Here is a 24,971-nt window from a genome sequence, read left to right on the forward strand (position 1 = left end):
GCTGCTGGTAACCGACCCAGCCGAGTGCGGCAACCGCGATCAATCCTGTCACCCACAGGAACACACCGCCGGTGCCCGCGCCAATCGCCGCCAGATGCGGCAGTACGGCGAAGCTCGGAATCAGAAACGGTTTCCAGATCTTGTCTGCCACGATCAGCTCCAGGGGAATGGCGTTGGGTCTTGCCTTGAAAATGGGCACTGCAAAGTTCTGCTTGAAGCTGCTATCGGCGCGGATGGTCGGCACTTGAGACCGTTCATCACGTTGCCCATGCCAGCAGCTGGCCGGCAACGCTGCCGAGCGGCAGCACCTGCTCCGGCGCACCGAGCTTCACCGCGGCACCCGGCATGCCCCAGACGACGCTGCTCGCTTCGTCCTGCGCCAGCACGCGGGCACCGGCGCCGCGCATCTCGAGCAAACCGCGCGCGCCGTCGTCGCCCATGCCGGTGAGGATCGCCGCGACGGCATTGCTGCCGACGTTCTGCGCAACCGAACGGAACAGCACGTCGACGCTCGGCTTGTGCCGGTTGACCGGCGCGTCGTCGCCGAGCCGGCACAGATAACGCGCACCGCTGCGCTCGACGCGCAGATGGCGGCCACCCGGCGCGATGTAGGCATGCCCCGGCACGATCTGCTGGCCGTCCTGGGCTTCGCAGACCGACATTGCGGAGCTGCGGTCCATGCGCGCGGCGAACGGCGCAGAGAACATCGCCGGAATGTGCTGGGTGATGACGATTGCCGGCGCGTCCGGCGGCATCTGCTCCAGCACCGCCTTGATCGCCTCGGTACCGCCGGTCGATGCGCCGATCGCAATGATCTGGTCGGTCGTGCGCAGGCTGCGTCGCGGCGAGACTAGCGTCGGTGCCCGTATCGCGACCTGCCCGACCGTCCGCGGGCGCGACCGCGCAACCGCCTTGAGTTTCTCGCGCAGCAGCTCGGCGTAGTCGTTCAGGCCGGCGACGACATCGAGCTTCGGCTTGGTGACGAAATCCACCGCGCCGAGTTCCAGCGCCTGCAGCGTCGTCTCCGCACCGCGCTCGGTCAGTGTGGAAACCATCAGTACCGGCAGCGGGTGCAGGCGCATCAGGTTTTCAAGGAAGGTCAGGCCGTCCATGCGCGGCATCTCGACGTCCAGCGTCAGCACATCCGGCTTGAGCAGCTTGATCTTCTCGCGCGCAATCAGCGGATCGGGCGCGGTGCCGACGACTTCGATATCGGGGTCCGCGCTGAGAATCTCGCTCAGCAGATTGCGGATCAGCGCCGAGTCGTCGACGATCAGGGTGCGCAGGCGCGGCATCAGAAAAGCTCCACGGAACCCGCGGCGGGCTCCTGCTTGAGACGGTGGATGTAACGAGACTCCTCGGCGACCACGCTGGACTTCTGCGCCACCGGCAGGCATTTAACGAAGGCACGGCCGTCGATCGGGAAGTAATGCACGCGGCGCGGAGCCTGGCCGCCGAGATCCTCGCAGCGGGTGGCGATGCCCTCGCCGCGCAGATACGTGCGGACGAACTCGGCATTGCGCTGGCCGATGTTGACGGTATGAAAACCCGGCAGCACGTTGCCGCCACCGAACACCTTGGCCTCGAGTCGCTGACGCGCGGCACCGCGCTTGAGCAAATCGTTGATCAGCATTTCCATCGCATAACCGCCGTAGCGGGCCGACGATACGCCGGTCGAGAACTCGCCTTCCGGCAGCATGAAGTGATTCATGCCGCCGATGCCGGCATGCGGATCGCGGATGCAGGCGGACACGCAGGAGCCGAGCACCGTCACGAGCATGACGTCGTCACTGGTGACCTTGTACTCGCCCGGCAGGACCTTGACGGCCGTCGCCTGGAAGCGGTTGTCGTAGTAGCCGCCATCAGCACCGCCCTGCTCAGCGAGGCGCGTCTTCGTAGCCCGGGTGAAACCCGGGGATGTCGCCGCCCGGGCGCTGCCGTCCCGGGTTTCACCCGGGCTACTCTCGGTGACGCGAGCCCTGTAACCCTGACCGTCCATGCTCAGGCGCTCCTCGTCTGCGCAGCGGAAGGATGGCGATACACGGTGCGCCCGCAGGACGCGACCAGATCGACGGCATGGAAGAAGCTTTCCGAATGGCCGGCAAAGAAGCGGCCTTCCCGCGCCAGCAGCGGCATCATCCGCTGCAGCACACCGCGCTGGGTCGGCTTGTCGAAATAGATCATGACGTTGCGGCAGAAGATCGCTTCGAATGGCCCGCGCATCGGATAACGTGCATCGAGCAGATTCAGTTGGCGGAACTCGATCAGCGCGCGCAGTTCGTCGCGCACACGGCACAGGCCGGACGCCGAACCGCCGCCGCGGCGGAAATACTTGCGCAGCAGCTCCGGCGCCATGCGCTCGACCCGCTCCAGCGGATAGACGCCGCGCGCCGCGGTCTCGAGCACCTGCGTGTCGAGATCGGTCGCAAGGATGCGGACCGGCGGCGTCAGCGTGCCGAAGGCCTCGCAGGCGCTGATCGCCATCGAGTACGGTTCTTCGCCGGTCGACGCCGCCGAGCACCATAGGCGCAGCGGCTGTGCCGCCTTGCTGGAAAGCAGCAGCTCGCGCAGCTGCTCGAAGTGATGCGCCTCGCGGAAGAACGACGTCAGGTTCGTCGTCAGCGCGTTGGTGAAGGCCTCCCACTCCGGCTCGTCGGGTCGATCGAGACGGCCGAGATATTCGCCGAAGGAGCTCAGGCCCAGGGCGCGCAGCCGCCGCGACAGACGGCTGTAGACCATGTCCTGCTTGCTGTCAGCCAGCGCGATGCCGGCGCGGCCGTGAATCAGCTCACGGACGCGCCCGAAGTCGCGTGCCGAGAACACAAACTCCCGCTGTCCGGATTCCACGCTGCTGGCTGACATGTTGGGCGAGTATTGGGCGATGGGCCTGGCTTAGAACTCGGTCCACTGCTCGTCCTGCTTCACGGCGTGGCCGTTGGCCGCCGCCTTGCGTGCAGGTGCCGCCGCGGTGCGCGTCGCACGGGCCGGCATCACGGTGACGTTGCGCGTCGCCGGCCGGCTCTCGACGACCGGATCGGCACTGCGCACCGCGCTGTCGTCGACCTTGAAGCGGTTGACCGAGCTGTTGAGGCCCTGTGCCTGCTCTTCGAGCGAGCGGGCCGATGCCGAAGCCTCCTCGACGAGCGCCGCGTTCTGCTGGGTGACCTCGTCCATCGACGTGATCGTCTGGTTGACCTGCTCGATGCCCTGGCTCTGCTCCTGCGAGGCCGCGCTGATCTCCGCCATGATGTCGGTGACGCGCTTCACGCTGGTGACGATCTCCTCCATCGTCTTGCCGGCCTGTTCGACCAGCTTGGAGCCGTTGCCGACCTTCTCGACCGAATCGCTGATCAGGCTCTTGATCTCCTTCGCCGCGCCGGCGCTGCGCTGCGCGAGGCTGCGCACCTCGGCGGCAACCACCGCGAAGCCGCGGCCCTGTTCGCCGGCACGTGCCGCCTCGACCGCCGCGTTGAGCGCGAGGATGTTGGTCTGGAAGGCGATGCCGTCGATGACGCTGATGATGTCGACGATCTTCTTGCTCGACTCGTTGATGGCCGACATCGTCGTCACTACCTCGCTGACGACGTGCCCACCCTTGCGGGCGACATCCGAGGCGCCGACCGCGAGCTGGTTGGCCTGCTTGGCGTTCTCGGCGTTCTGCTTGACCGTCGAGGTCAGCTCTTCCATCGACGAAGCGGTCTCCTCCAGCGACGCCGCCTGCTGCTCGGTGCGCGCGGAAAGATCGCTGTTGCCGGTGGAGATTTCGCGCGCGGCGGTGTTGATCGCCACCGTCGCTTCCTTGATGCGGCCGACCACGCTGGCCATGTTGTCGACCAGGTCGTTGATGCCCGAGCACAGATCGCGGATCGAGCCGGTCTTGCCGTCGAGCACAATGCGCTTGGTCAGATCGCCATCCTTCGCCGCGACGACCACCTGCTGGGTCTGCGCCACCGCATCGCGCAGCACCTCGGAGGCCTTGACCTGCTCGGTGACGTCGGTCGCGTACTTGACGACCTTGAACGGCTTGCCGTTCATGTCGAGGATCGGGTTGTAGCTGGCCTGGATCCAGATCTCCTTGCCGCCCTTGCCGATACGCTTGTACTGGCCGGCGTCATATTCGCCGCGGCCGAGCTTCTCCCAGAACAGCCGATAGTCGTTGCTCGCGCGATAGCTGGCCTCGGCAAACATCGAATGATGCTGGCCGCGGATCTCGTCGAGCGTGTAGCCGAGCGTCGCGAGGAAGTTCTCGTTGGCATGCGTGATCCGGCCGTCGAGTGTGAACTCGATGACGGCCTGCGCCTTCGAGATGGCCGCCAGCTGGCCTTCGTAGTCGGCGCTGCGGACCTTCTGCGCGGTGATGTCGGTCGCGTACTTGACGACCTTGAACGGCTTGCCGTTCATGTCCATGATCGGGTTGTAGCTCGCCTGGATCCAGACCTCCTTGCCGCCCTTGCCGTAACGCTTGTACTCACCGGCATCGTATTCGCCGCGGCCGAGCTTCTCCCAGAACAGCCGGTACTCGTTGCTGGCGCGATAAGCCGGATCGACAAACATCGAATGATGCTGGCCGCGGATCTCGTCGAGGCTGTAGCCGACCGTCGCCAGGAAGTTGTCGTTGGCGACCATGATCTTGCCGTCGAGCGTGAACTCGATGACGGCCTGCGCCTTGGAGATCGCCGACAGCTGGCCGCCGACATCCGCTGCATGCATCTTCGCCGCGGTGATGTTGGTCGCGTACTTGACGACCTTGAAGGCCTTACCCTGGGCATCGAAGATCGGGTTGTAGCTCGCCTCGATCCAGACTTCCTTGCTGCCCTTGCCGTAGCGCTTGTACTGGCCGGAGTCGAACTCGCCGCGGCCGAGCTTGTCCCAGAACGCACGGTATTCGGCGCTGGCCTTGTAGACCGGATCGACGAACAGCGAGTGATGCTGGCCGCGAATCTCGTCGAGCGTATAGCCGACGGTATTCAGGAAATTGTCGTTGGCCTTGATGATCGTGCCATCGAGATGGAACTCGATGACCGCCTGCGAGCGGTTGATCGCGGCGATCTGGCCTTCCAGGTCGGCGCGCAGCGTGGCGCCGCTGTCCACGCGTTTTGCGACAGGCGCTGCCTTGACGGCTTTCCTGGCGGGCTTCTTCGCGGCGGCCTTGACCGTCGGCTTCTTCGACTTCGAGGACTTGACCGGTTTCGCGGACTTGGCGGTTTTCATGGCGGGCTGCCTGTGGTTGATACGATTGCGGAAAGGGTTCTGGCGCTGGGCTTACTGCAGGGACTGGGCGTGCGCATCCATCAGCGCCATGTCGGCACCGGACATCAGCTTCTCGATGTCGACCAGGATCAGCATCCGCTGGTCGAGCGTGCCGAGGCCGGTGATGTAGCGGGTGTTGAGCGCGGCGCCGAATTCCGGCGCCGGGCGAATCTGTTCGGGCAGCAGCTGCATCACATCGGACACGCCATCGACGACCATGCCGACCACGCGCCGCGCGATGTTGAGGATGATCATCACCGTGAAGTCGTTGTAGTCGGCGCGGCCGAGCTTGAACTTGATGCGCATGTCGACGACCGGCACGATCGTGCCGCGCAGGTTGATTACGCCCTTGATGAAATCCGGCGCATCCGGAATCTTCGTCACGGTGTCGTAGCCGCGAATCTCCTGGACCTTGAGGATGTCGACGCCGTACTCCTCGTCGCCGAGCGTGAAGGTCAGGAACTCGTTCGGCGGCGCGCCGTTGCTGCCGTTGCGCGGGTCGGTGATCGGGTGGGTACTGTTCATGGGTCGGTCCTGGGAATACGTCAGGCTGCCAGCGCGACGCTGCTCTGCGAGAACAGGCGCACCAGTGAGGCAACATCGAGAATCAGCGACACGCGGCCGTCGCCGAGAATGGTGGCGCCGGAGACACCCCGCACGCGGCGGTAGTTGGTCTCCAGGCTCTTGATGACCACCTGCTGCTGGCCGACCAGATCGTCGATCTGCACGGCGAGCTTGCGGCCCTCGCCTTCGACGATGACGACGATCGACTGCTGCGGCAGCCGGCGTTCGCCCGGCAGGCCGAACCAGTCGCGCAGGTCCATCAGCGGCAGGTATTCGTTGCGGACGCGGATCACGCTGCCGGCATCGGCCACGCGCTTGATCTGCTCCGCCTGCGGCTGCAGAGATTCGAGCACCGACGACAGCGGCAGGATGAAGATCTCGCCGGCGACATCGACCGACATGCCGTCGAGGATCGCCAAGGTCAGCGGCAGGCGGATGCTGACCTTCATGCCGTTACCAGGCTGGGTCGTGATGTCGACCTGGCCGCCGACCGCCATGATGTTCTTCTTGACGACATCCATGCCGACACCGCGGCCGGATACATCGGTGACCGCCGCGGCCGTCGAGAATCCCGGCGCGAAGATCAGCTGCCAGACCTCGGCATCGCTGATCGTGTCGGCAACGTCGATGCCGCGCTCGCGCGCCTTGGCAATCAGCCGCTCGCGGTCGAGACCGCGGCCGTCGTCGACCACTTCAATGAGAATGCTGCCGCCCTGATGCGCAGCCGACAGGCGGATCGTCCCGCAGGGATCCTTGCCGGCGGCAATGCGCGCCTCCGGCGTCTCGATGCCGTGGTCGAGCGCGTTGCGCACGAGATGGTTGAGCGGATCGGCAATGCGTTCGATGACCGACTTGTCGAGTTCGGTGTTCTCGCCCACGGTCGTCAGGCGCACCTGCTTGCCGAGCTTGCCCGACAGATCGCGGACCATGCGCGGGAAGCGGCTGAAGACAAAATCCATCGGCAGCATGCGGGTCAGCATCACAGCTTCCTGCAGCATGCGGGTGTTGCGATCGAGCTGCGACAGACCCTGCAGCATGCGTTCGTTCTGCACCGGATCGAGCTGGCCGGCCTGCTGCATCAGCATGGCCTGCGTGATCACCAGTTCGCCGACCAGATTGATCAGCGCGTCGATCTTCTCGGTGCTGACACGGATCGAACCGCCGGCGGCATTGCGGTCGCCGCCACCTTCGACCACGCTGAGCTTTGCACCGCCGGTGACCGGCGGCGGCGTTTCGGTGTGTTCGGCGGCCACGGATTCCGCGACCGCAATAGTGGACGCTTCAGCGCTGCTCAGCGGCTCGATGTCGAGACGGCACTCGTCCTCGACCCAGGAAAACAGCTCGCGGACCTGCGCCTCGGTGGCACTGCCCTGCAGGCGGATCGTCCAGGCCAGATAGCAAAGATCGGCCTCGGCGCTGCGCAGACCCGGCAGGCGCTCGGCGTCGCAGACGATCTCGGCATGGCCCAGACCCGCCAGCTCGCGGAGGATGCACAGCGGATCGTTGCCGCTGGAAAAAAGTTCGGGTTTCGGCGTGAAGCGGATCAGCCAGCCGGCGGATGCGGTCATAGCGGCTTCGACTTTCTTCGCCGGCGCGACCAGGCCCAGGCAGGCCTCCAGCTCGCGCTCGACAAGCGCAGCCGCCGCGGGATCGAACTCGCCGCCGTCGGATGCCGCCTTGAGCATCGCCCGCTCGACATCGACCGCGCGCAGCAGCAGATCGACATCCGCCTGGGAAATGCAGTGCTTTCCGCTGCGCACGCGGTCGAGCAGCGTCTCGACATGATGCGTGAACGCGGCAATCGCCGAGAACCCGAAGGTGCCGGCGCCACCCTTGATCGAATGCGCGGCCCGGAAGATCGTGTTGACGGTTTCGGCATCGGCACTGCCGACGTCGAAACTCAGCAGGGCCGACTCCATCGCATCGAGCCCTTCGAAGCTTTCGTCGAAGAAGGTGCGATGGAAGCGGCTGAGGTCCATCGACATGAGCGATCTTCCTAGCCGACGACGCGCTGAACCGTCGCGATGAGCTGCTCCGGATTGAAGGGCTTGACCAGCCAGCCGGTTGCGCCGGCCGACTTGCCCTCGGCCTTCTTGTCGGAGCCCGACTCGGTCGTCAGCACCAGCAAGGGCGTGTACTTGTAGTCCTGCAGCTGGCGCAGCTCGCGCACCAGCGTGATGCCGTCCATGTTCGGCATGTTGACGTCGCAGAGGACGAGGCGGAATTTCTCGCGCTTCGCGAGATTCAACGCAGCCACACCGTCTTCGGCTTCGGCCACTTCATAGCCGGCGTCCTTGAGGGTGAAGCTGACCATCTGCCGCATCGAGGCAGAATCGTCGACAGCCAGAATGCGAGCGGTCATGCCTGCTCCCGTGCCAGTTGCAAAAGCGTGGTGACCCCAAGCAGCGCGGCGGCGCTCTTCAGGGCCTCGGAGGGATGCGACCAATGCGTCTCGCGGCCGATGTTGCGGCGGTCCTGGCAGAACATGCAGAACAGCTGCAGCGCGGCGGTATGCACGCGCGCCACGTCGGCGGCATCCAGCACCACCGGCGCCTCGTCATCGACATGACTCAGCAGCTGGCTGTAGGTATCGCTGGCGTTTTCGATGCCCAGCTCCGCAGGCAGATGAAAATGGTGCGGACTGGCGGACGACTGAGAAACCTGCGGCATGGCGGCGCTCCCTGTTTGACGGTTCTGAACCTCAACGGGGCTGGTGCAAAACCCGGTCCCGTTGTCAGTTCCGTTGCGAGGGTTTCGGCGCGGCCCTTGTAGTCCAAAGCCGACAGCGGATGAACGCGCCATCCAGACCGCCAAACGGCAAAGAGCCATGGGATAGCCCGGTACGGGCGTCAGGAAGCCGACAAACCACCCAACGTAGCCCGGGTGAAATCCGGGAGCAGCACCTCAAGTCAACGTAGCCCGGATGCAATCCGGGAACAGCACCTCAAGCACAAACGAAGGTCGAGACTGCGGGCAACGCCGGCTAGGCGCCGATATCAGACCGCCGAACTTCCGCGGATTGCCCCCGATGGCGGCGATAGATTCCCGCCGCCCACTGCGCCGCCGGATGCCGCAGCAGGCCAGCGCGATAGTCCTCTACATACGACGGCAACTCGACCTGCAGCGGATACTGAATCTCCGGCGGCTGCAGCACCGGCCCCATCAAGGCGGCGGCCGTCAGGTCCGCCACCGTGAAAGCATCGCCCACCAGATACTCGCGACCCTGCCGCTCCTGCTCGATCCGGTCCAGCGCCGCGACGACGGCAGCACGATCCTTCTCCAGATCCGCCGCGCTGATCTTGTGGCGGAAGCGATAGAACGCCGGAAAGACCCGCAGCAAGCGCCGCATCGTCCGATACGCCGGGTCCGGCATTCCCGTCATCAACACCCGCAAGCCGATGTCCGGATCGCTCGCGAACAAGGGCGTCACGATCGCCGCACGTGCGGCCGGCCCCAAGGTCTCGTCGAAATAATCTTCCAGCGCCAGCGCACGCTGTCGCGCAGCTGCGTCCCGCGGGTACAAGGCCGGCTGCGGGTAACTCGCCTCCAGCGCCGCGATGATCCGCGTCGAATCGGCGATCGCCCGATCGTCAAGCCACAGGATCGGCAACTTGCCCTGCCCCGTCGCCCGCCATGCCCGAATCAGATAGTCCGGACCCAACACCCGGCGCCGATGCGAAACCGCCTTGTAGTCCAGCGTCCACCGCACCTTTTCGTTGTAGTGCGACAGCGGGATGTGCCATAGCAGCGGAGTGTCCATGCCCGGTCAGCCCTCAGAAAATTGCCAGGCGCGGGAGTGCCTCATTTGATCGTAGCGCGGCAGGCCTTGGTCAGCGCATCGAGTTCTTTGAAAAGCTGGGCATCTACCACCTTGAAGTTGAAGCAGGACTTCCCCTGCATCTTGGACCGGAGCTCCACGGACACACCGTCGAGAAGCTCCGGCTTGGAATAGACCGGCATCAGGTGGTAACTCACATAAGACTTCTTGATCTGGACCGCCCCAAAGAACTCAGGCTTGCCCTTCGGCGCCGCGGGGCCAGCTTCAAGGTAAAGATTGTCGCTGCTGTCGATCTTCGCCGTGAGCCCCTTCGACTGCTTCCGGAGAATCTTGCTCAGCGCTTCGAAGACTTCTGCGTAGTCCGACATGCGATGCTCCTTAGGCAATCAATGCTATGACTTCATCGGATTCACTCGGGACTGATGCTGCCCCAGCTCCTCCGCAAGGCCGATGAGAATCCCTTCGGGGCCCCTGATGTAGCAAAGGCGATACATGTTTTCATACTGGACGACTTCGCCAACCAGCTTCGCGCCGCGCTTGATCAGCCGGGCAAGGGTGTCGTCAATGTCTTCCACGGTGAACATGACGCGCAGATACCCGAGCGCGTTCACCGGCGCGTTGCGGTGATCGGCAACCACCGGCGGCGCGAGGAAGCGCGACAGCTCAAGCCGGCTGTGACCGTCCGGCGTACGCATCATCGCGATCTCGACGCGCATGTCGCGCAGTCCAGTGACACCGCCGGCCCACTCTCCCTCGACAGGGGCGCGCCCCTCCAGATCGAGGCCGAGCTCGGTGAAGAACTCAATCGCGGCATCGAGGTCGGCGACGACAATGCCGACGTTGTCCATACGCTTGACCGTCAAGATGTTCTCCTTGGCGTTTCACGCCTCGATGCGACAAAGTTCCCGCACAACGAGGACGCTACGCTGCCCGACACGGCAGTTCAGCGGCGACGTCACCGCTTGCGGCCTTCCAGATGAAAGCGATGCAGGAGACGGTGAGCCAATGGCGCCAGGAGAAGCCCGGCAATCATGATGACCGCCAACCCGCAGTAGAGCGCGTAGATGCCCGCAAACAGCTTGCCCCCCAGCGTCACCGGCGCATTCACCGGCCCCATGCCACCCAGCAGCATCGCCGCATTCAAGAATGCATCCACCCAACTGAGGTTCTCAGTCAGGCGATAGCCGAGCATACCTACTCCGAGTGAGGCCATCACGAGTACGGACGCGACACCCGCACTTCTCGCGAGCCGGGCGAAGAACTGCGGTCGAGGGAGAAGCGGTTGATCACGGTGCTCGAACAATTGGCGCTCCTGGCTGACTCAAGACTTTCACATTCGACCACTGCCTTAGCTTAGCTGCGTTTCCGCCGCAGAGAAGCGAAGGCAGAAACGCGGGCAGAGCTATAGCATCAACTCAGCAAATGGGAACGAACTTTCTGAAGTTCATTGCCGCGTCCCTTTGTAATGCCTGAAATACAGTTCCGGCATAGCGAACCCGAGGTCCAAATTAACCCGCGGCCACTCCGAGGGCCTGGACATCGGAGTTGAATGAACTGTCAGGCTTCATTCTTCCTCCGAGGAAAGAGCTCCAGTATTTCGTCTCCCGAGAGATCGAATGTACCGGAAGAAGCCCAGCCAAGGTGTCTATAGAAACCATGTGATCTCACTGCCGGGTCCGAAGAACACCCGAGGAACAGCCGTCTATGCCCAGCCCCTACAAGGAGGTCCACTACAAGGTCCAGTAGTTGCTTGCCGATGCCCTTGGCTTCGTATGGCGGCAGCAGCGCGAGGACGACAACCTCTCCGGTGGTTCTATTCCCGAAGCAGTAGCCGACGATGGAGTCCGCGTCGACGCAAACGAAGCCGGGCAATGTGCCGGACGCGACTTCGCCGGCCCAGGATTCAACGGTGATCCCCTTTTCCGCAAGACGCCCAGGCGAGACGGCGTTCTCGCGAGTAAGCCCGCGCAGGACCACACAATCTGGAATGTCCTCTGCCGTTGCGGGACGAATGCGCATGGGGTCTAACGCCCGGGTTAAGGACGCGGCTCCGCCGACAGTGGAGACGTCGGCCCTTGAACCCTTGGGTGGCCGACACTGCTGACCAACGCTTCGACCTCTTTCAATCGCGAGTACTTGTACCAAGGTAACGCTGCTTGAATTACAAACAGCGCCAACAGCACGGCAAGATACAGCCACGCGACCGCAGGCTTCTTGATCTCCACTATCTTTACGCGAAATGGCACAGCCATTCCTGGAGGCGGCCATTGTCCAGACCGAGCAGCACGCTGCGTATAGTGAACTGCAATGAACGAAAGCACCGCAACGAGTGTGGTACTAGCCACGGCAGACCAAAACGCGCGATTAATGACCTGATCCGCAAGAAGTGAAAGGTCGCTGCTCAGCGGCGGAAGCAGCTGATTGAGGCGGCTTAAGAGGAGCGTTACCCCCGCCAACAAGATGGCTGCCAAGAAAAACAACTGGCGAGCCCTGAGAGTGGGTTCGGCGAACCGTGTCATGACGCCGAACGCCCAGGTTAAGGGCGCGGCTCCGCCGAAGGCGGAGGCGTCGACCCGTGGACCGTTGGTTGGGCCGCGAACCCGGCTTCTTTCTCGTGAGCGATGGACCAGAAAACCACCGCACCGTTATTGTAAAACGCCAAGTCCTCCGGATAGTGGGGTGCCAGCCAACTGAATATCCCGGGCACCTCGGACAGCACAGCTAACGTTGCCTCGTTGAGGCCGTAGGTTCTTACCAAAGCAGTGCTGCCAACTAGATCGGTGCCAGGCCAACTGGATGTGATCTGTTCGTTACGCTGGTGCGGCTTCAGTTTCTTCTCGATGTGCGCCGCTTTCTTCGAGAACCTAAACTCTTGCCGCCACGTGAGACTGAATGCGTCAGCTTCCTTGGAAGCTAGAGTCAGTATCTGTTCGTAACTCATGGTCATTTTGCGGCCCAACGCCAAATAGAAGGAACATGGAACGCCGCATAATCCGGCGGCATTTCCAAATAACTCGAAACAGATGGTCCCAACGCCCACGAGAACAAGGCGTTGCATGGGGGGCCGACAGCTAACATGGAACTGCACATGGAATCACATTACCCAAAAGACACGGCAGCATAGTTGGCGCCAGAGGGCTTTGTGAATAGGCTGTAATTCGCTCGTCTGGGCAGCACCCGACCTTTACTAGTTGAGCGCAGTACCGCTCAAGCCAGAAAGCGCAGTCCGTCGACCAGTGAATCCGGGTCGAGCAACGTCAACAGCCGGTCATCGCGGCTGACCAAACCCTGTGTACGTGCCGAATTGTCGCCGTCCCCGACACGGGGCGCCGGCTTGATCGCGCCGCTCGGCAGCTTGAGCACTTCGGCAACGCCGTCGACGCACAACCCGAACAACTCGCCGCCGAGGTCGAGGACGACGATGCAGTACCTGGCTTCGATGTCCCGTTTGCCGGCCGGGCCTTCCTCGCGATCGAGGCAGAGGCGCAGATCGAGCACGGTGACGACGCTGCCGCGCAGGTTGATGACGCCGACGACGACGGCAGCCGCTCCCGGCACCGGCTCGACGGTGACGGCCGACAGCACTTCCTGCACGCAGCTGATCGGCAGGCCGTAGGTCTGTTCGCCGACCGGAAAGCACACCCAGCTCGACAGGCGATCCTCGCGGCGGCGGGCTTCGAAGTAGCGGTCAGTCGCAGCAGGAATCGCTTGCGCGCTCACGGCATGGCTCCATTGATGAGGCTCAGGGTTCCGCTAGGAACGACGATCGTGTCGACATGATTGCCGGGGCTGACGACGGTGGCCATCTCCTCGCCGGCGCCCGGCAAGGTGGCTTCCGCCGGGCCGCCGGGCAGGTCCGGATCTTCCGGATGCGCCATGACGATGACGACGACGCGGCGGTTGCGGTTGCGGCCCTCTGCAACGCTGTTCGACGCGGTGGGCCGGTATTCGCCGAGGCCGATGACGGTCATGCGCTGCGGCGCGACGCCGGCGCCCATGAACAGGTGCACGACGCTCGCCGCGCGTGCGGCGGAAAGCTCCCAGTTCGACGGGAACGTGCTGGTCGCGATCGGCACGTTGTCGGTGTGACCTTCGATGCTGATCGGATTCGGGAACGGACGCAGGATGGACGCGAGCTGGTTCAATACCGGCACTGCGTTCGGCGCCAGGGTCGCGACGCCGCTGGCGTAGAGGATGTCGGTGCTGATTTCGATCTCCAGCCAGTGCGCGGTGCGACGGACGACGATCGTACGGTCGCGGATCAGATCCTTCATCGCCAGCTCGACTTCGTCGGACATCCGCCGCAGTGATTCGGCGGCGCGCTGCTCACCCTCGCTCTGCGGCTGGTCCGCAGTGCTGACCTGCCCATCCGTTTCGCGCGTATGCACCGCGCGCAGGCTCTGCATGTGCCGCACCGGCTGCTCCGACTCGAAGCCGCGCAGGTTCACCGCGCTGAACATCGAATCGCTGGACGCGCCCTTCTCCGGGCGGTTGCCCATCTGCACCGGCTTCATCGACTTCGGCGGACCGCCGAAAGCCTGCGACAAGGAATCCGCGAGCACGCGGTACTTGCCCTCGTTGACCGAGGACACCGCATACATGACGACGAAGAACGCCAGCAGCAGCGTGATCAGGTCGCCATAGGGAATCGCCCAGGCTTCGTGATTGACGTGGTCTTCGTGCTTGTGTTTCTTCGCCATGACGGGCCTCTAGTGCAGATAGCCCTTGAGCTTGGATTCGATGTTGCGCGGGTTCTCGCCCTGCGAGATCGAGATCAGCCCTTCGATGATCATCTCGCGCACGCGGTTCTGGCCGGCGACGACGGCCTTGAGCTTGGACGCCATCGGCAGGAAGAACAGGTTCGCCGAGGCGATGCCGTAGATCGTCGCGACGAACGCCGCCGCGATGCCGTGGCCGAGCTTGCTCGGGTCGGCAAGGTTCTGCATGACCGACATCAGGCCGAGCACGGCACCGATGATGCCCAGCGTCGGCGCATAGATGCCCATGCCTTCCCAGACCTTGGCACCCTGGGTTTCCTCGTGCTCGCGCGTCTGCGCCTCGACTTCGAGCACGTTGCGGATCGCGTCCGGCTCGGCGCCGTCGACGAGCATCTGCAGGCCCTTGCGGATGAACAGGTCCGACTCGCCTTCGACGCTGCTTTCCAGCGCAAGCAGGCCCTGCTTGCGGGCGGTACCGCTCCAGCCGACGATGCGCTCGATCAGCGCATGCGAGTCCTGCTGCGGCGGCTTGAAGACCCACTTGACCATCTTCATGCCCATCTTGAACGTCGAGGCGGGCGTATGAATCAGGATCGACGCGACGGTGCCGACGAGCACGATGACGAACGCGGCCGGCGACAGCAGCGCGCCGACGCCCGCACCCTTGAGGATGCTGCCGCCGATCAGCGCAATGAAGGCGAGCACCACGCCAATGACAGAAAGCTTATCCATGCTGCATCCCCAAAGTTCGTTTCCAGGCTTCGACCAGACCGGCGAAGTCGAGAATCAGCGCAACCCGGCCATCCGGCATCACGGTCGCACCGGCGACGCCGGCCAGACCACGAAGGCTTGCGCCCAATGGCTTGATGACAATCTCTTCGCGACCGCGCACTTCGCGGACGACGAAGCCATAGCGCTCGTCGCCGACCTGGGCAACAACGACATGGCGCGGTGCGTCGCGATCGAGGGCCGACAGCCAGGGATCGAGCGGCACGAGGCGCAGCGTGTCGGTGCGCGTCAGCACGACATCCCAGCGGTCGAGCTTCTGCACCGCGGACGGATCGAGCTGGAACACGTCGGACACCGAGCTCAGCGGCAAGGCGTAATGCTGCGTTTCGCAGTCGACGATCAGTGCCGGCAGGATCGCCAGCGTCAGCGGCACGCGGATGTGAATCTCGCTGCCATGGCCGAGGCGTGACTGGATGTGCACGCTGCCGTTCAGCGATTTGATGCGCGACATGACCACATCCATGCCGACGCCGCGGCCGGACAGATCCGACACCTGCTCCTTGGTCGAGAAGCCCGGCAGGCAGACCAGCTGCAGGCATTCATCGGTGCTCAGGCGCGCGGCCATCGCGCGATCGAGCAGGCCCTTCTCGATCGCCTTGCTGCGGATGCGCTCGGCATCCATGCCGGCGCCGTCGTCGCTGACGACGATGAGAATATGGTCGCCGGCCTGCTGGGCCGACAGCTTCAACTGGCCGGCGGCCGGTTTGCCGCGGCGCACGCGCTCCTCCGGCATCTCGATGCCGTGGTCGACGCTGTTGCGGACCATGTGCACCAGGGGATCGGCGAGCGCTTCGACCAGACTCTTGTCGAGGTCAGTATCCTGCCCTTCGAGCGTGACGTCGACTTGCTTGCCGAGGCCGCGCGCGACGTCGCGTGCGAGCTTCGGGAATCTGGAAAACACCTTGCGCAGCGGCTGCATGCGGATCTGCATCACGGCGCCCTGCAGGCCGCGCGTGATGAAGTCCAGCTCGCTGACGGCGCGTGCATTGGCTTCGCCGCTGCTCTTGCCGCGCAGCGACTTGAGGCGGTTGCGGACGAGCACGAGCTCGCCGACGAGGTTCATCAGCTTGTCGAGACGATGCGTGTCGACGCGGATCGTCGTCTCGGCTTCCGGTGCGGTCGACGGCGATGGAGTAGCCGGCCTGGCCGCAACGGGCGCCTCAACGCTCGACGCCACGGGAGCGGCGGCCGGCGCCGATGCAGCGCCGGGCTTGCCCTGCAGCTGATCGAGCAGCGCTTCGAATTCGTCTTCGCTGATCGTGTCGGATGCGGACGCGGCGGCCGGCTTCGGCGCTTCAACGACGACGGGGGCGACTCCGGCAGCGAGATCATGCAGACGCTGCACCAGCGCCGGCGGCGCTGCCTGCGGCTCCGCCCGTGCGGTGACCGCGGCCATCATCGCCTGCACCTGATCGAGCGCCTGCAGCACTGCGTCAAGCAGCGCGGCGTTGACCGTGCAGCGACCGTTACGCAGCGCGTTGAAGACATCCTCGGTCGCATGGCACAGATCGACCATTACCGCGAGATTCAGGAAGCCGGCGCCGCCCTTGACCGTATGGAAGGCCCGGAAGATCGCGTTCAGCAGTTCGGCGTCCTGCGGCTGTGCCTCCAGCTCGATGAGCTGGCCGGACACGCGCTCGAGCAGCTCGCCGGCTTCGGCGAGAAAGTCACTGCGGATGTCGTCGTCGACCATCGAACTCATGGATCAGAACCCCAGTTCCGACAGCAGCGCGTCGGCGTCCTGCTGAGTTGCCGCCGGCGCACCGAGGCCTTCGACCGCCGGACCGGCGAGCATGCCCGGCACGACCGCAGCGGCCGGCACCGAGAACTCGGCATCGCTGCCGCGCAGCAGTTCGTGCAGCACGGTCTCGACATTGCAGACCAGCGTGATGACGCGCTTGATCAGCTGGCCGGAGATGTCCTGGTACTCCTGCGCCTGCGACAGCGCCGTCAGCGTCAGACGCAGCCCCTGCGCATCGGCGCGCAGGCCGTTGCTGAGCTGGCGGATGTTCTGCCGCGCCTGCGGCACGTCCGGATGCGGCACCGCCAGATCGCATTCGATATCGACCATGCGGTCGGCGATGGAGCCCAGGCTGCAGGCCACTTCATGCGCCTGGTCGACCAGATCCAGCGTCCGGTGCGCCGCCTTCTCGGTGACCTTCATGATGTAGTCGAGGCGGTGCCGCGCATCCGGCATGCCGTCGTTGGCGAGGCGTGCGATCTGGTCGTCCTGATGCATCGCGCGGACCTGCTGCTGCAGACCGCGGCTCAGCCGCGCCAGATTCGAGTACAGCCCGCGCTGCCGCGCGCGCATCAGCTCGTCGAGCTGCTGGTCGAAGCCGGCGGCGTCGCCCATGTCGAGCCGGTCCAGCGCCATGCGCAGCGCGCTCGCGACGTAGGCGCGATCGTGACTGGGCAGCGGCGCAGCGGCCGGCGCGTTCATGCCGCTTCTGCCAGGCGCTGGAAGATCTTGTCGATCTTCTCCTTGAGGGTGACGGCAGTGAACGGCTTGATGATGTAGCCGCTGACGCCGGCCTGCGCCGCCTCGATGATCTGGTCGCGCTGGGCTTCGGCGGTGACCATCAGCACCGGCGTCTTGCCGATCCGCGCATCGGCGCGGATGTGGCGCAACAGATCGATGCCGGTCATGCCGGGCATGTTCCAGTCGGTGACGACAAAATCGAAAGTGTTGGTCTGCAGCAGCGGCCAGGCCGTCTTGCCGTCGTCGGCCTCGGTGACATTGGCGTAGCCAAGGTCGGCCAGCAGGTTCCTGACGATGCGCCGCATCGTCGAGAAATCGTCCACCACCAGTATTCGCATGTTCTTGTCCATATCTCTCTTCCGGTCACTCCAAACGCGTTGAAGCCCTTTCAGGCTGCTTCGGCAAAATCACCCCAGATCTTGAGCCGGGCGCGCAGACGCAGCAGTGCCTGGCCATGGATCTGGCAGACGCGGCTCTCGCTGACCCTGAGCACCGCGCCGATCTCGCGCAGGCTCAGCTCATCGCTGTAGTACATCGACAGCACCAGGCGCTCGCGCTCGGGCAATGCTTCGATTGCCAGCGTCAGCGCCTGGTGAAATTCGTTATGCGCAAGAACGCCCAGCGGGCTGCGCTGCGGGTCGACCGCATCGAGCGTCTCGTCGCCGCTGTCGCCGCCGATGTCCATGCTCAGCACCTGGCAGCGCGAGGCGTCCTGGACGATGGCGTGGTACTCGTCGACGGAAATCTTCATATAGGCGGCGACGTCGATATCGCGCGCATCGCGGCCGCTCTGCTGCTCGATGCGGCGGATCACGTCCGCGACTTCACGCAGGCGGCGGTGCACCGAGCGCGGCGCCCAGTCCGTCTGGCGCAGCTCGTCGAGCATCGCGCCGCGGATGCGGATGCCGGCGTAGGTTTCGAAGGACGCACCGCGCTCGTCGCTGTAGTGACGGATCGCGTCGATCAGGCCGATGACGCCGGCCTGGATCAGGTCGTCGATCTCGACGCTGGACGGCAGGCGCGCAGCCAGATGATGGGCGATGCGCTTGACCAGTTCGGCATGGCGCTGCACCAACTGCGCCTCGGACTCTCGGGGTGCCACGGCAGCGGGCGGCTCGGCTTGGGTCATGGCAATCATGCGGGGGCTCCGATCGGTGAAGGCGGCGTCATCCGTTGGACGAGCCGCTCGACAAAGAACTCAAGGTTTCCGCGCGCGCCTTCCGGCAGCGTCCAGCCGGCGACCTGCTTGGCCAGCTCGCGGAATGCCAGTGCGGACGTGCTGCCTGGATACGCGTCGACGACGGCCTTCTGGCGGCGCACGGCGCGCTTGAGCCATTCGTCGTGGGGAATCGGCCCGATCTGGCACAGCGTCACGTCGAGGAAGCGCTCCGACACGCGGCGCAGGTTCTCGAAGATTTCCTTGGCTTCCTTGGCGTTGTGAACCTGGTTCGGCATCACGTTGACGCGCTTGATGCCGTTCTCGCGGCTCAGCACCTTGATCAGCGCATAGGCGTCGGTCAGCGACTGCGGATCGTTGGTCGCGACGACGATGATTTCCTGCGAGGCCTGGCTGAAGGTGATGACGCTGTCGGCGATGCCGGCGGCGGTGTCGACGATCAGCGTGTCGAGCGGCCGGTTGATCTCCGAGAACGCGCGCACCAGGCCGGCGTTCTCGACCGCCGACAGTTCGGCCATGCCGCGCTTGCCGCTTGACGCCGGGACAACCCAGATACCCGCCGGACCTTCAATCAAGGTGTCTTCCAGCGTGCACTCGCCGGCCAGCACATGCGACAGGTTGAACGTGGGCTGCAGGCCGAGCATGACGTCGACATTGGCCAGCCCGAGGTCGCCGTCGAGCAGCATGACCTGGCGGCCGTCGAGGGCCATCGAGATCGCCAGGTTGACGGAGGTGCTGGTCTTGCCGACCCCGCCCTTGCCGCTGGTGACCGCGACGACCTGCACCGGCTTTGCGGCGCGCATGCGGCGCAAGCCGACGGCCTGGCCTCCACCCATCGGATCAATGTTCGGCATGAGCCATTCCAAACTGCAAGGCCATCGTGGAGTCGTCGACCGTTGCCGGTATCTGACGGGACATCTGCATCGCGCGCAGAACGAACTGGTCGGCCTTGGCGAGCTGCAGGTCTTCGGGAACGCGCTGGCCGTCGCAGACGTAGGCGATCGGCAACTTCATGCGGATGGCCGCCGACAGCACGCCGCCGATGCGCGTCGCCTCGTCGACCTTGGTCAGCACCGCCGCGATCGGCTTGGCCGGCGCGAAGCGGTTGAGGATTTCGTGCAGGTCGATCGCCTGCGTCGTCGCCGGCAGCACCAGCAGCTTCTGCAGGCGCGTGCGGCTGGCCGCCATCTCGGCGAACTGCGCGGCAAGCTGCTTGTCGCGCGGCGCCATGCCGGCGGTATCGACGAGGATCAGCTTGTAGTCGGCCAGGCGGTTCATCACCGCGGCCAGTTCGCGAGCGTTGACGGCGGTGTGCACCGGCACGCCGAGCATGCGGCCGTAGGAGAACAGCTGCTCCTGCGCACCGACGCGATAGTGATCGGTGGTGACCAGCGCGATGTCGCGCGTGCCGAAGCGCTCGGTCCAGCGCGCGGCGAGCTTGGCGATCGTCGTCGTCTTGCCGACGCCGGTCGGACCGATCAGCGCGAACGCGCCGCCCTGCATGATCAGGTCATTGGGCGCGACGGGAATCCGCCGCGCCAACAAACCGAGCGGCAGGAACCGCGCGCGGTCGCTGCCGGCCTTCTCCGGCAGCTCGGCGATGATCTCGCGGGCCAGCGTGGTGTCGATGCCGAGATCGACCATCGCGCGCAGCGCGGCCATCCGCTCCGGCTGGCGTTCGCTCATGTCGCGCCAGACCAGGCCGGCGAGCTGGCCTTCGAGCAGACGGCGCATGCTGGTGACTTCCGAACGCAGCTGCTGGACTTCCGGCGCCGGAATGGCCGGCATCGGTTCCGCGCCGTGCTGCGGCGCAGCGGCTTCAGCCTTGGCGGGCGGCGTGTTTGCTTCCTCGGCGGCCGGCGCCGGGCGCCGCTGGGTCTGATGCAGCAGCGCGGAGTCGTAGTCGGTCGCGGCAACTACCTCGACGCCGCCGGCGACGCGCTGGTTGGAGAGGATCACCGCATCGGCGCCCTGCTCCTCGCGCACCAGGCGGATCGCCTCGCGCATGTTGGCTGCCAGAAATCGCTTGATCTTCATGTTGCGTTCCCTGTCCCGCTCTGGATGTTCATTGCCTGATCTCGCTCGTTCAGCTGACTGCGCCAACCATGCGCAGGCGCTTGTTGTTCGGCACTTCTTCGTAGGCCAGCACGTACAGCGCCGGGATCGTCTGGCGGGTGAAACGCGCCAGCAGCGGACGCAGCGGCATCGGCACCAGCAGCACCGCGGGCTGGCCGTTCATCTCCTGACGGCGGGCTCCGCTGGTCAGCGATTGGTGCATCCGTTCTGCGAGTCCTGGTTCCATCACAGCGCCTCCGCTTTTGAGGCTGTCCTGCAACACCTGTTCCAGCGGTGCCGCCAGCGTGAATACCGGCAGCTCTTCTTCGAGACCGTTGATCTCCTGGACGATCTGACGGCCCAGCGCGATGCGCACATGACCGGACAGCACGACGGGATCCTGGCTCTGCGCGGCGTGTTCGGCGCAGGCCTCTGCGATCACGCGCAGGTTGCGCACCGGCACGCGCTCGGCGAGCAGGTTCTGCAGCACCTTGACGAAATTGGAATGCGACAGCTGCTTGGGAATCAGATCCTCGACCAGCTTCGGCGCGTGCTTGGCCAGCTGCGTCAGCAGCGCCTGCGCCTCGTCATGGCCGAGCAGTTCGTGCGCGTGGTTCTTGATGACCTGCGACAGCTGGGTGACGACGACCGTTGACGTATCGACCACGGTGTATCCGAGCGTCTGCGCATGCTCGCGCGCACCGCGCTCGATCCAGATCGCATCCATGCCGAAGGTCGGGTCCTTGGTCGGCGCACCTTCCAGCGGTCCGAACACGCGGCCAGGGTTCAGCGCCAGATCCTTGTCGACCTGCACCGAACCTTCGGCCACCGGCACGCCATGCACCAGCAGACGGTAGGCACCCGGCGCGAGATCGAGGTTGTCGCGCACATGCACCGGCGGAATCAGGAAGCCGATCTCCTGCGTCAGCTTGCGGCGCGCGCCCTTGATGCGCGCCATCAGCTCGCCGCCCTGGCGCGTGTCGACCATCGGAATCAGGCGATAGCCGACTTCCAGGCCCAGGGCGTCGTCGCTCGGCACGTCTTCCCAGGACAGCTCGCTCGGCGGCGTTGCGACCGGCTCGGGCACCGCGGCCGCCATCGCCGCGGCTTCGCGCTTGCGGCGGGCGCGCAACCAGGCAATGCCGCCGCAGACCGCGCCGAGAAACAGGAACACGAGGTTCGGCATGCCGGGGATGATGCCGACCAGGCCGAGCACGCCGGCGGTCACCGCCAGCACGCGCGGCTCGGCGAACAGCTGGCCGGCGACCTGGCGCGCCATGTCGGTCGAGCGCGACATGCGGGTGACGAGCACGGCGACTGCGGTCGACAGCAACAGACCCGGCACCTGCGCGACAAGGCCATCGCCGATCGTCAGCAATGCGTAGGTCTTCGCCGCTTCCGCCAGCGGCAGATCGTGCTGCAGCGCGCCGATGCACAGGCCGCCGATCAGATTGATGAAGAGAATGATGATGCCGGCGATCGCGTCGCCGCGGACGAACTTGCTGGCGCCGTCCATCGAGCCGTAGAAGTCCGCCTCCTCGCGAACCTCGTTGCGACGCGCCTTGGCTTCGTCGCGCGTCAACAAACCGGCGTTCAGATCGGCGTCGATCGCCATCTGCTTGCCCGGCAGGGAGTCGAGGATGAAGCGTGCCGAAACTTCCGACACCCGCTCGGCGCCCTTGGTCACGACCATGAAGTTGATCAGGGTCAGGATAACGAAGACGATGATGCCGACCGCGTAGTTGCCGCCGATGACGAAGTCACCGAAGGCATGAATCACCCGACCGGCGGCATGCGGCCCCTCATGGCCGTGCAGCAGCACGACGCGGGTGCTGGCCACATTCAGTGACAGGCGCAGCAGGGTCGCGAACAGCAGCACGGTCGGAAACGCGCTGAAGTCCATCGGCCGCATCACGTAGATGACGGCGAGCAGCACCGCCAGAGAGATCGCGATGTTCAGCGTGAACATCAGGTCCAGCACCGGCGACGCCAGCGGCACGACCATCATGCCGAGGATCAGCAGCAGCAGCAGTGGCGCCGCCAGGCTCTGCGCGCCATTGGCGCCAGTGAATCGGCTGAACAGGGTTGCAGGCGTTGAACTCATGCGCCTGCTTTGCAACTTCCGTGCTTGTCGGAATTTCGACATGACGTGTCATGGGAAACCCTGACACGTCATGTCCTGCGAACCGCAGCCCGGGTGGAACCCGGGTTTCACCCGGGCTACGGTGACTGCGGGGTAAGGGGCGTTCTTCGGCCTACTCGGGATCCGGCTCGCCACCCGGCACATCGCCGATCACCGGCAGCGACGGCGCCTTGCCGGCGACCGCCTGGCGCAGCTGGTAGATGTAGGTCAGCACCTGCGCGACGGCGGCGTACAGCGCGACCGGGATTTCCTGATCCAGTTCGGCACCGCGGTACAGCGCCCGCGCGAGCGGCGGCGCGGACACCATCGGAATCTTCAGTTCCTTGGCCTTCTCGCGGATCGCGTGGGCCATCAGGTCCTTGCCCTTGGCGACCAGCTTCGGCGCGCGCATCTTGCCCGCCTCGTACTTCAGCGCGACGGCGTAATGCGTCGGGTTGAGGATGACCACGTCGGCGCCCGGCAGCTTTTCCATCATGCGGCGGTTGGCGATCTCCTGCTGCATGCGGCGGATGCGGCCCTTCACTTCCGGGTTGCCTTCCGACTGCTTGTGTTCGTCGCGCACTTCCTGACGCGACATGCGCAGCTTCTTGTTGTACGACCACAGCTGCCAGGGCGCATCGATGAGCGCGATCAGCAGCAGGCCGCCGCACAGCCAGATCAGGCAACCGAACGCCAGATCCAGCGAATGGCCAAGCGCCGGCTGCAGGGTTTCGCGGCCGAGGCCGAGCAGTTCGTCGCGATGACCGAGCACATAGGCGACCGCAATCGCGCCGAGCACGCTGGACTTCAGCACCGCCTTGAGCAGTTCCATCAGCGTCTGCGACGAGAACATGCGGCCGATACCCTTGATCGGATTGCTGCGCCCGAAGTCCGGCTGCAGCGCCTTGACCGACAGGTTCCAGCCGCCGAGCGCGGCCGGCGCCAGTAACGCTACGACCACCGCCACCGCGAGGATCGGCGCGACCAGCCACAGCGCCTCGACGCCGAAGTTGGCGAAGCGCTGCGTCAGCAATGCCGGATCGCGCAGCGTGGCGGCGTCGAAGCTCAGCGCCGCACGGAACCAGCCAGCGGCACCGGCGCCGAGGCTGCCGGCGATCGCCATCAAGGTCAGCACGCCGGCGGCGACGCCGGCCAGCGAGGCGAGTTCGCGCGATCGCGGCAGCTCGCCACGTTCGCGGGCCTCGCGCTGGCGTTTTGCTGTGGGGCGTTCGGTTTTCTCCTGGGCGCTCATGGCGCCGCCGCTCCGATCATCTGCGCAATGACGAGCCAGGCACCGTCGAGCAGGATGCCGACCTGCTCGGCGAGCGCCGGCAGGCCACCGTGCATCAGCAGCAGACCGGCCACCAGCGTCACCGGAAAACCGACTGCGAACAGGTTCAGCGACGGCGCCGAGCGGCCCATGACGCCGAGCGAGAGATTGGCGACCAGCAAGGCGGTGACGACCGGCAGGCCGAGCAGCAGGCCACCGGCAAACAGGGTCGCGCTGTAGCCGAGCAGGATGCCGAGCTGGTCACCGCCGAAGCGGGCGCTGCCGACCGGCAAGCTGGTGAACGAACGCACCAGCAGGTCGATCAGCACCAGATGACCGCCCATGCCGAGGAACAGCAAGGTCGTCAGGATCAGCATGAACTGGCCGATCACCGGCGTGCTGACGCCGCGCAGCGGATCGGCCAGCTGGGCGAACGACAGGCCCATGCTGTAGGAGATCATTTCACCGCCGAGCACGACGGCTTCGAACACCAGCAGCAGCACGAAGCCCATGCACAGGCCGATCGCCAGCTGTTCGATCAGCGTGCGCCACCACGCGGCCTCGAACATCGCGACCGGCGTCGCCGCCGGCAGCAGCGGCGCAATGACCAGCGTGATCAGGATCGCCAGGCTCAGGCGGATGCGCACCGGCACGTTGCGAGCGCCCACCACCGGCGCCAGCATGAAGACCGCGGAAATGCGCAGGAACGGCCACAGGTATTGCTGGACCAGGCCGAGCAGCTGTGTATCGCTGAACTCGATCATTC

At 65.1% G+C, this 24,971-nt stretch carries 27 protein-coding genes; all 27 read right to left on the bottom strand.

What is annotated here, in order from left to right; genetic code table 11:
* Window positions 1-257: 257 nt before the first annotated feature.
* A complete protein-coding gene (locus AC3WUF_RS12730; RefSeq protein WP_492426114.1) occupies window positions 258-1,295 on the bottom strand; it encodes a protein-glutamate methylesterase/protein-glutamine glutaminase in 1,038 nt (345 codons plus the stop codon).
* Window positions 1,295-1,999 (bottom strand): chemoreceptor glutamine deamidase CheD, encoded by a 705-nt coding sequence (gene cheD / locus AC3WUF_RS12735; RefSeq protein ID WP_492426116.1) that lies wholly within the window; start codon window positions 1,997-1,999, stop codon window positions 1,295-1,297. Before cheD ends, AC3WUF_RS12730 begins: the two co-directional genes overlap by 1 nt.
* A gap of 2 nt (window positions 2,000-2,001) precedes the next feature.
* Window positions 2,002-2,862, bottom strand: a complete 861-nt coding sequence (locus AC3WUF_RS12740; protein WP_492426118.1) for a CheR family methyltransferase — start codon at window positions 2,860-2,862, stop codon at window positions 2,002-2,004.
* 30 nt (window positions 2,863-2,892) lie between these two features.
* The gene (locus AC3WUF_RS12745) at window positions 2,893-5,211 is read right to left on the bottom strand and encodes a methyl-accepting chemotaxis protein (RefSeq protein ID WP_492426120.1); all 2,319 of its coding nucleotides are present in this window, start codon (window positions 5,209-5,211) and stop codon (window positions 2,893-2,895) included.
* Window positions 5,212-5,262: 51 nt separating this feature from the next.
* Window positions 5,263-5,775, bottom strand: a complete 513-nt coding sequence (locus AC3WUF_RS12750) for a chemotaxis protein CheW (RefSeq protein ID WP_492426122.1) — start codon at window positions 5,773-5,775, stop codon at window positions 5,263-5,265.
* A gap of 20 nt (window positions 5,776-5,795) precedes the next feature.
* Complete coding sequence (locus AC3WUF_RS12755; RefSeq protein WP_492426124.1) at window positions 5,796-7,799, bottom strand: chemotaxis protein CheA; 2,004 nt, start codon at window positions 7,797-7,799, stop codon at window positions 5,796-5,798.
* Window positions 7,800-7,810: 11 nt separating this feature from the next.
* Window positions 7,811-8,176 carry a response regulator gene (locus AC3WUF_RS12760; protein WP_492426126.1) on the bottom strand — a complete coding sequence of 122 codons (366 nt, stop codon included), beginning with the start codon at window positions 8,174-8,176 and terminating at the stop codon, window positions 7,811-7,813.
* A complete protein-coding gene (locus tag AC3WUF_RS12765) occupies window positions 8,173-8,484 on the bottom strand; it encodes an STAS domain-containing protein (RefSeq protein ID WP_492426128.1) in 312 nt (103 codons plus the stop codon). The genes AC3WUF_RS12760 and AC3WUF_RS12765 overlap by 4 nt, the downstream gene beginning before the upstream one ends.
* Window positions 8,485-8,797: 313 nt before the next feature.
* Window positions 8,798-9,574 carry a glutathione S-transferase family protein gene (locus AC3WUF_RS12770; RefSeq protein WP_492426130.1) on the bottom strand — a complete coding sequence of 259 codons (777 nt, stop codon included), beginning with the start codon at window positions 9,572-9,574 and terminating at the stop codon, window positions 8,798-8,800.
* Between the two features lie 41 nt (window positions 9,575-9,615).
* Window positions 9,616-9,960, bottom strand: coding sequence for a hypothetical protein (locus AC3WUF_RS12775; protein WP_492426132.1), 345 nt, complete (start codon window positions 9,958-9,960; stop codon window positions 9,616-9,618).
* A gap of 24 nt (window positions 9,961-9,984) precedes the next feature.
* On the bottom strand, window positions 9,985-10,455 hold the full coding sequence (locus tag AC3WUF_RS12780; RefSeq protein WP_492426134.1) for a VOC family protein: 471 nt from the start codon (window positions 10,453-10,455) through the stop codon (window positions 9,985-9,987).
* A gap of 92 nt (window positions 10,456-10,547) precedes the next feature.
* Window positions 10,548-10,784, bottom strand: coding sequence for a hypothetical protein (locus AC3WUF_RS12785; RefSeq protein ID WP_492426136.1), 237 nt, complete (start codon window positions 10,782-10,784; stop codon window positions 10,548-10,550).
* Window positions 10,785-11,149: 365 nt separating this feature from the next.
* Entirely contained in the window at window positions 11,150-11,611 is a 462-nt protein-coding gene (locus AC3WUF_RS12790; RefSeq protein ID WP_492426138.1) for a GNAT family N-acetyltransferase, read from the bottom strand.
* A 17-nt stretch (window positions 11,612-11,628) separates the two neighbouring features.
* Window positions 11,629-12,111, bottom strand: coding sequence for a hypothetical protein (locus tag AC3WUF_RS12795; protein WP_492426140.1), 483 nt, complete (start codon window positions 12,109-12,111; stop codon window positions 11,629-11,631).
* A 17-nt stretch (window positions 12,112-12,128) separates the two neighbouring features.
* Window positions 12,129-12,533 carry a hypothetical protein gene (locus AC3WUF_RS12800; RefSeq protein WP_492426142.1) on the bottom strand — a complete coding sequence of 135 codons (405 nt, stop codon included), beginning with the start codon at window positions 12,531-12,533 and terminating at the stop codon, window positions 12,129-12,131.
* Window positions 12,534-12,799: 266 nt separating this feature from the next.
* Window positions 12,800-13,312 carry a chemotaxis protein CheW gene (locus AC3WUF_RS12805; RefSeq protein ID WP_492426144.1) on the bottom strand — a complete coding sequence of 171 codons (513 nt, stop codon included), beginning with the start codon at window positions 13,310-13,312 and terminating at the stop codon, window positions 12,800-12,802.
* Window positions 13,309-14,292, bottom strand: a complete 984-nt coding sequence (motD, locus tag AC3WUF_RS12810) for a flagellar motor protein MotD (protein WP_492426146.1) — start codon at window positions 14,290-14,292, stop codon at window positions 13,309-13,311. The genes AC3WUF_RS12805 and motD overlap by 4 nt, the downstream gene beginning before the upstream one ends.
* 9 nt (window positions 14,293-14,301) lie before the next feature.
* Window positions 14,302-15,042: a flagellar motor protein gene (locus tag AC3WUF_RS12815; protein WP_492426148.1), complete on the bottom strand. Its 741-nt coding sequence runs from the start codon at window positions 15,040-15,042 to the stop codon at window positions 14,302-14,304.
* Entirely contained in the window at window positions 15,035-16,801 is a 1,767-nt protein-coding gene (locus AC3WUF_RS12820) for a chemotaxis protein CheA (protein WP_492426150.1), read from the bottom strand. Before AC3WUF_RS12820 ends, AC3WUF_RS12815 begins: the two co-directional genes overlap by 8 nt.
* A gap of 3 nt (window positions 16,802-16,804) precedes the next feature.
* Entirely contained in the window at window positions 16,805-17,542 is a 738-nt protein-coding gene (locus AC3WUF_RS12825) for a protein phosphatase CheZ (protein ID WP_492426152.1), read from the bottom strand.
* Window positions 17,539-17,931 (bottom strand): chemotaxis response regulator CheY, encoded by a 393-nt coding sequence (gene cheY / locus AC3WUF_RS12830; protein ID WP_492426154.1) that lies wholly within the window; start codon window positions 17,929-17,931, stop codon window positions 17,539-17,541. The genes AC3WUF_RS12825 and cheY overlap by 4 nt, the downstream gene beginning before the upstream one ends.
* A gap of 38 nt (window positions 17,932-17,969) precedes the next feature.
* A complete protein-coding gene (locus tag AC3WUF_RS12835; RefSeq protein ID WP_492427182.1) occupies window positions 17,970-18,710 on the bottom strand; it encodes an RNA polymerase sigma factor FliA in 741 nt (246 codons plus the stop codon).
* A 5-nt stretch (window positions 18,711-18,715) separates the two neighbouring features.
* Complete coding sequence (locus AC3WUF_RS12840) at window positions 18,716-19,612, bottom strand: MinD/ParA family protein (RefSeq protein WP_492426156.1); 897 nt, start codon at window positions 19,610-19,612, stop codon at window positions 18,716-18,718.
* Window positions 19,599-20,795, bottom strand: a complete 1,197-nt coding sequence (flhF, locus tag AC3WUF_RS12845; RefSeq protein WP_492426158.1) for a flagellar biosynthesis GTPase FlhF — start codon at window positions 20,793-20,795, stop codon at window positions 19,599-19,601. The genes AC3WUF_RS12840 and flhF overlap by 14 nt, the downstream gene beginning before the upstream one ends.
* A gap of 49 nt (window positions 20,796-20,844) precedes the next feature.
* Window positions 20,845-22,917 (bottom strand): flagellar biosynthesis protein FlhA, encoded by a 2,073-nt coding sequence (gene flhA, locus AC3WUF_RS12850; protein WP_492426160.1) that lies wholly within the window; start codon window positions 22,915-22,917, stop codon window positions 20,845-20,847.
* 151 nt (window positions 22,918-23,068) lie between these two features.
* Window positions 23,069-24,187: a flagellar biosynthesis protein FlhB gene (flhB, locus tag AC3WUF_RS12855; RefSeq protein ID WP_492426162.1), complete on the bottom strand. Its 1,119-nt coding sequence runs from the start codon at window positions 24,185-24,187 to the stop codon at window positions 23,069-23,071.
* Complete coding sequence (gene fliR / locus AC3WUF_RS12860; protein WP_492426164.1) at window positions 24,184-24,969, bottom strand: flagellar biosynthetic protein FliR; 786 nt, start codon at window positions 24,967-24,969, stop codon at window positions 24,184-24,186. Before fliR ends, flhB begins: the two co-directional genes overlap by 4 nt.
* Between the last annotated feature and the right edge of the window lie 2 nt (window positions 24,970-24,971).

Source organism: Fontimonas sp. FW305-C-3 (assembly GCF_058783185.1).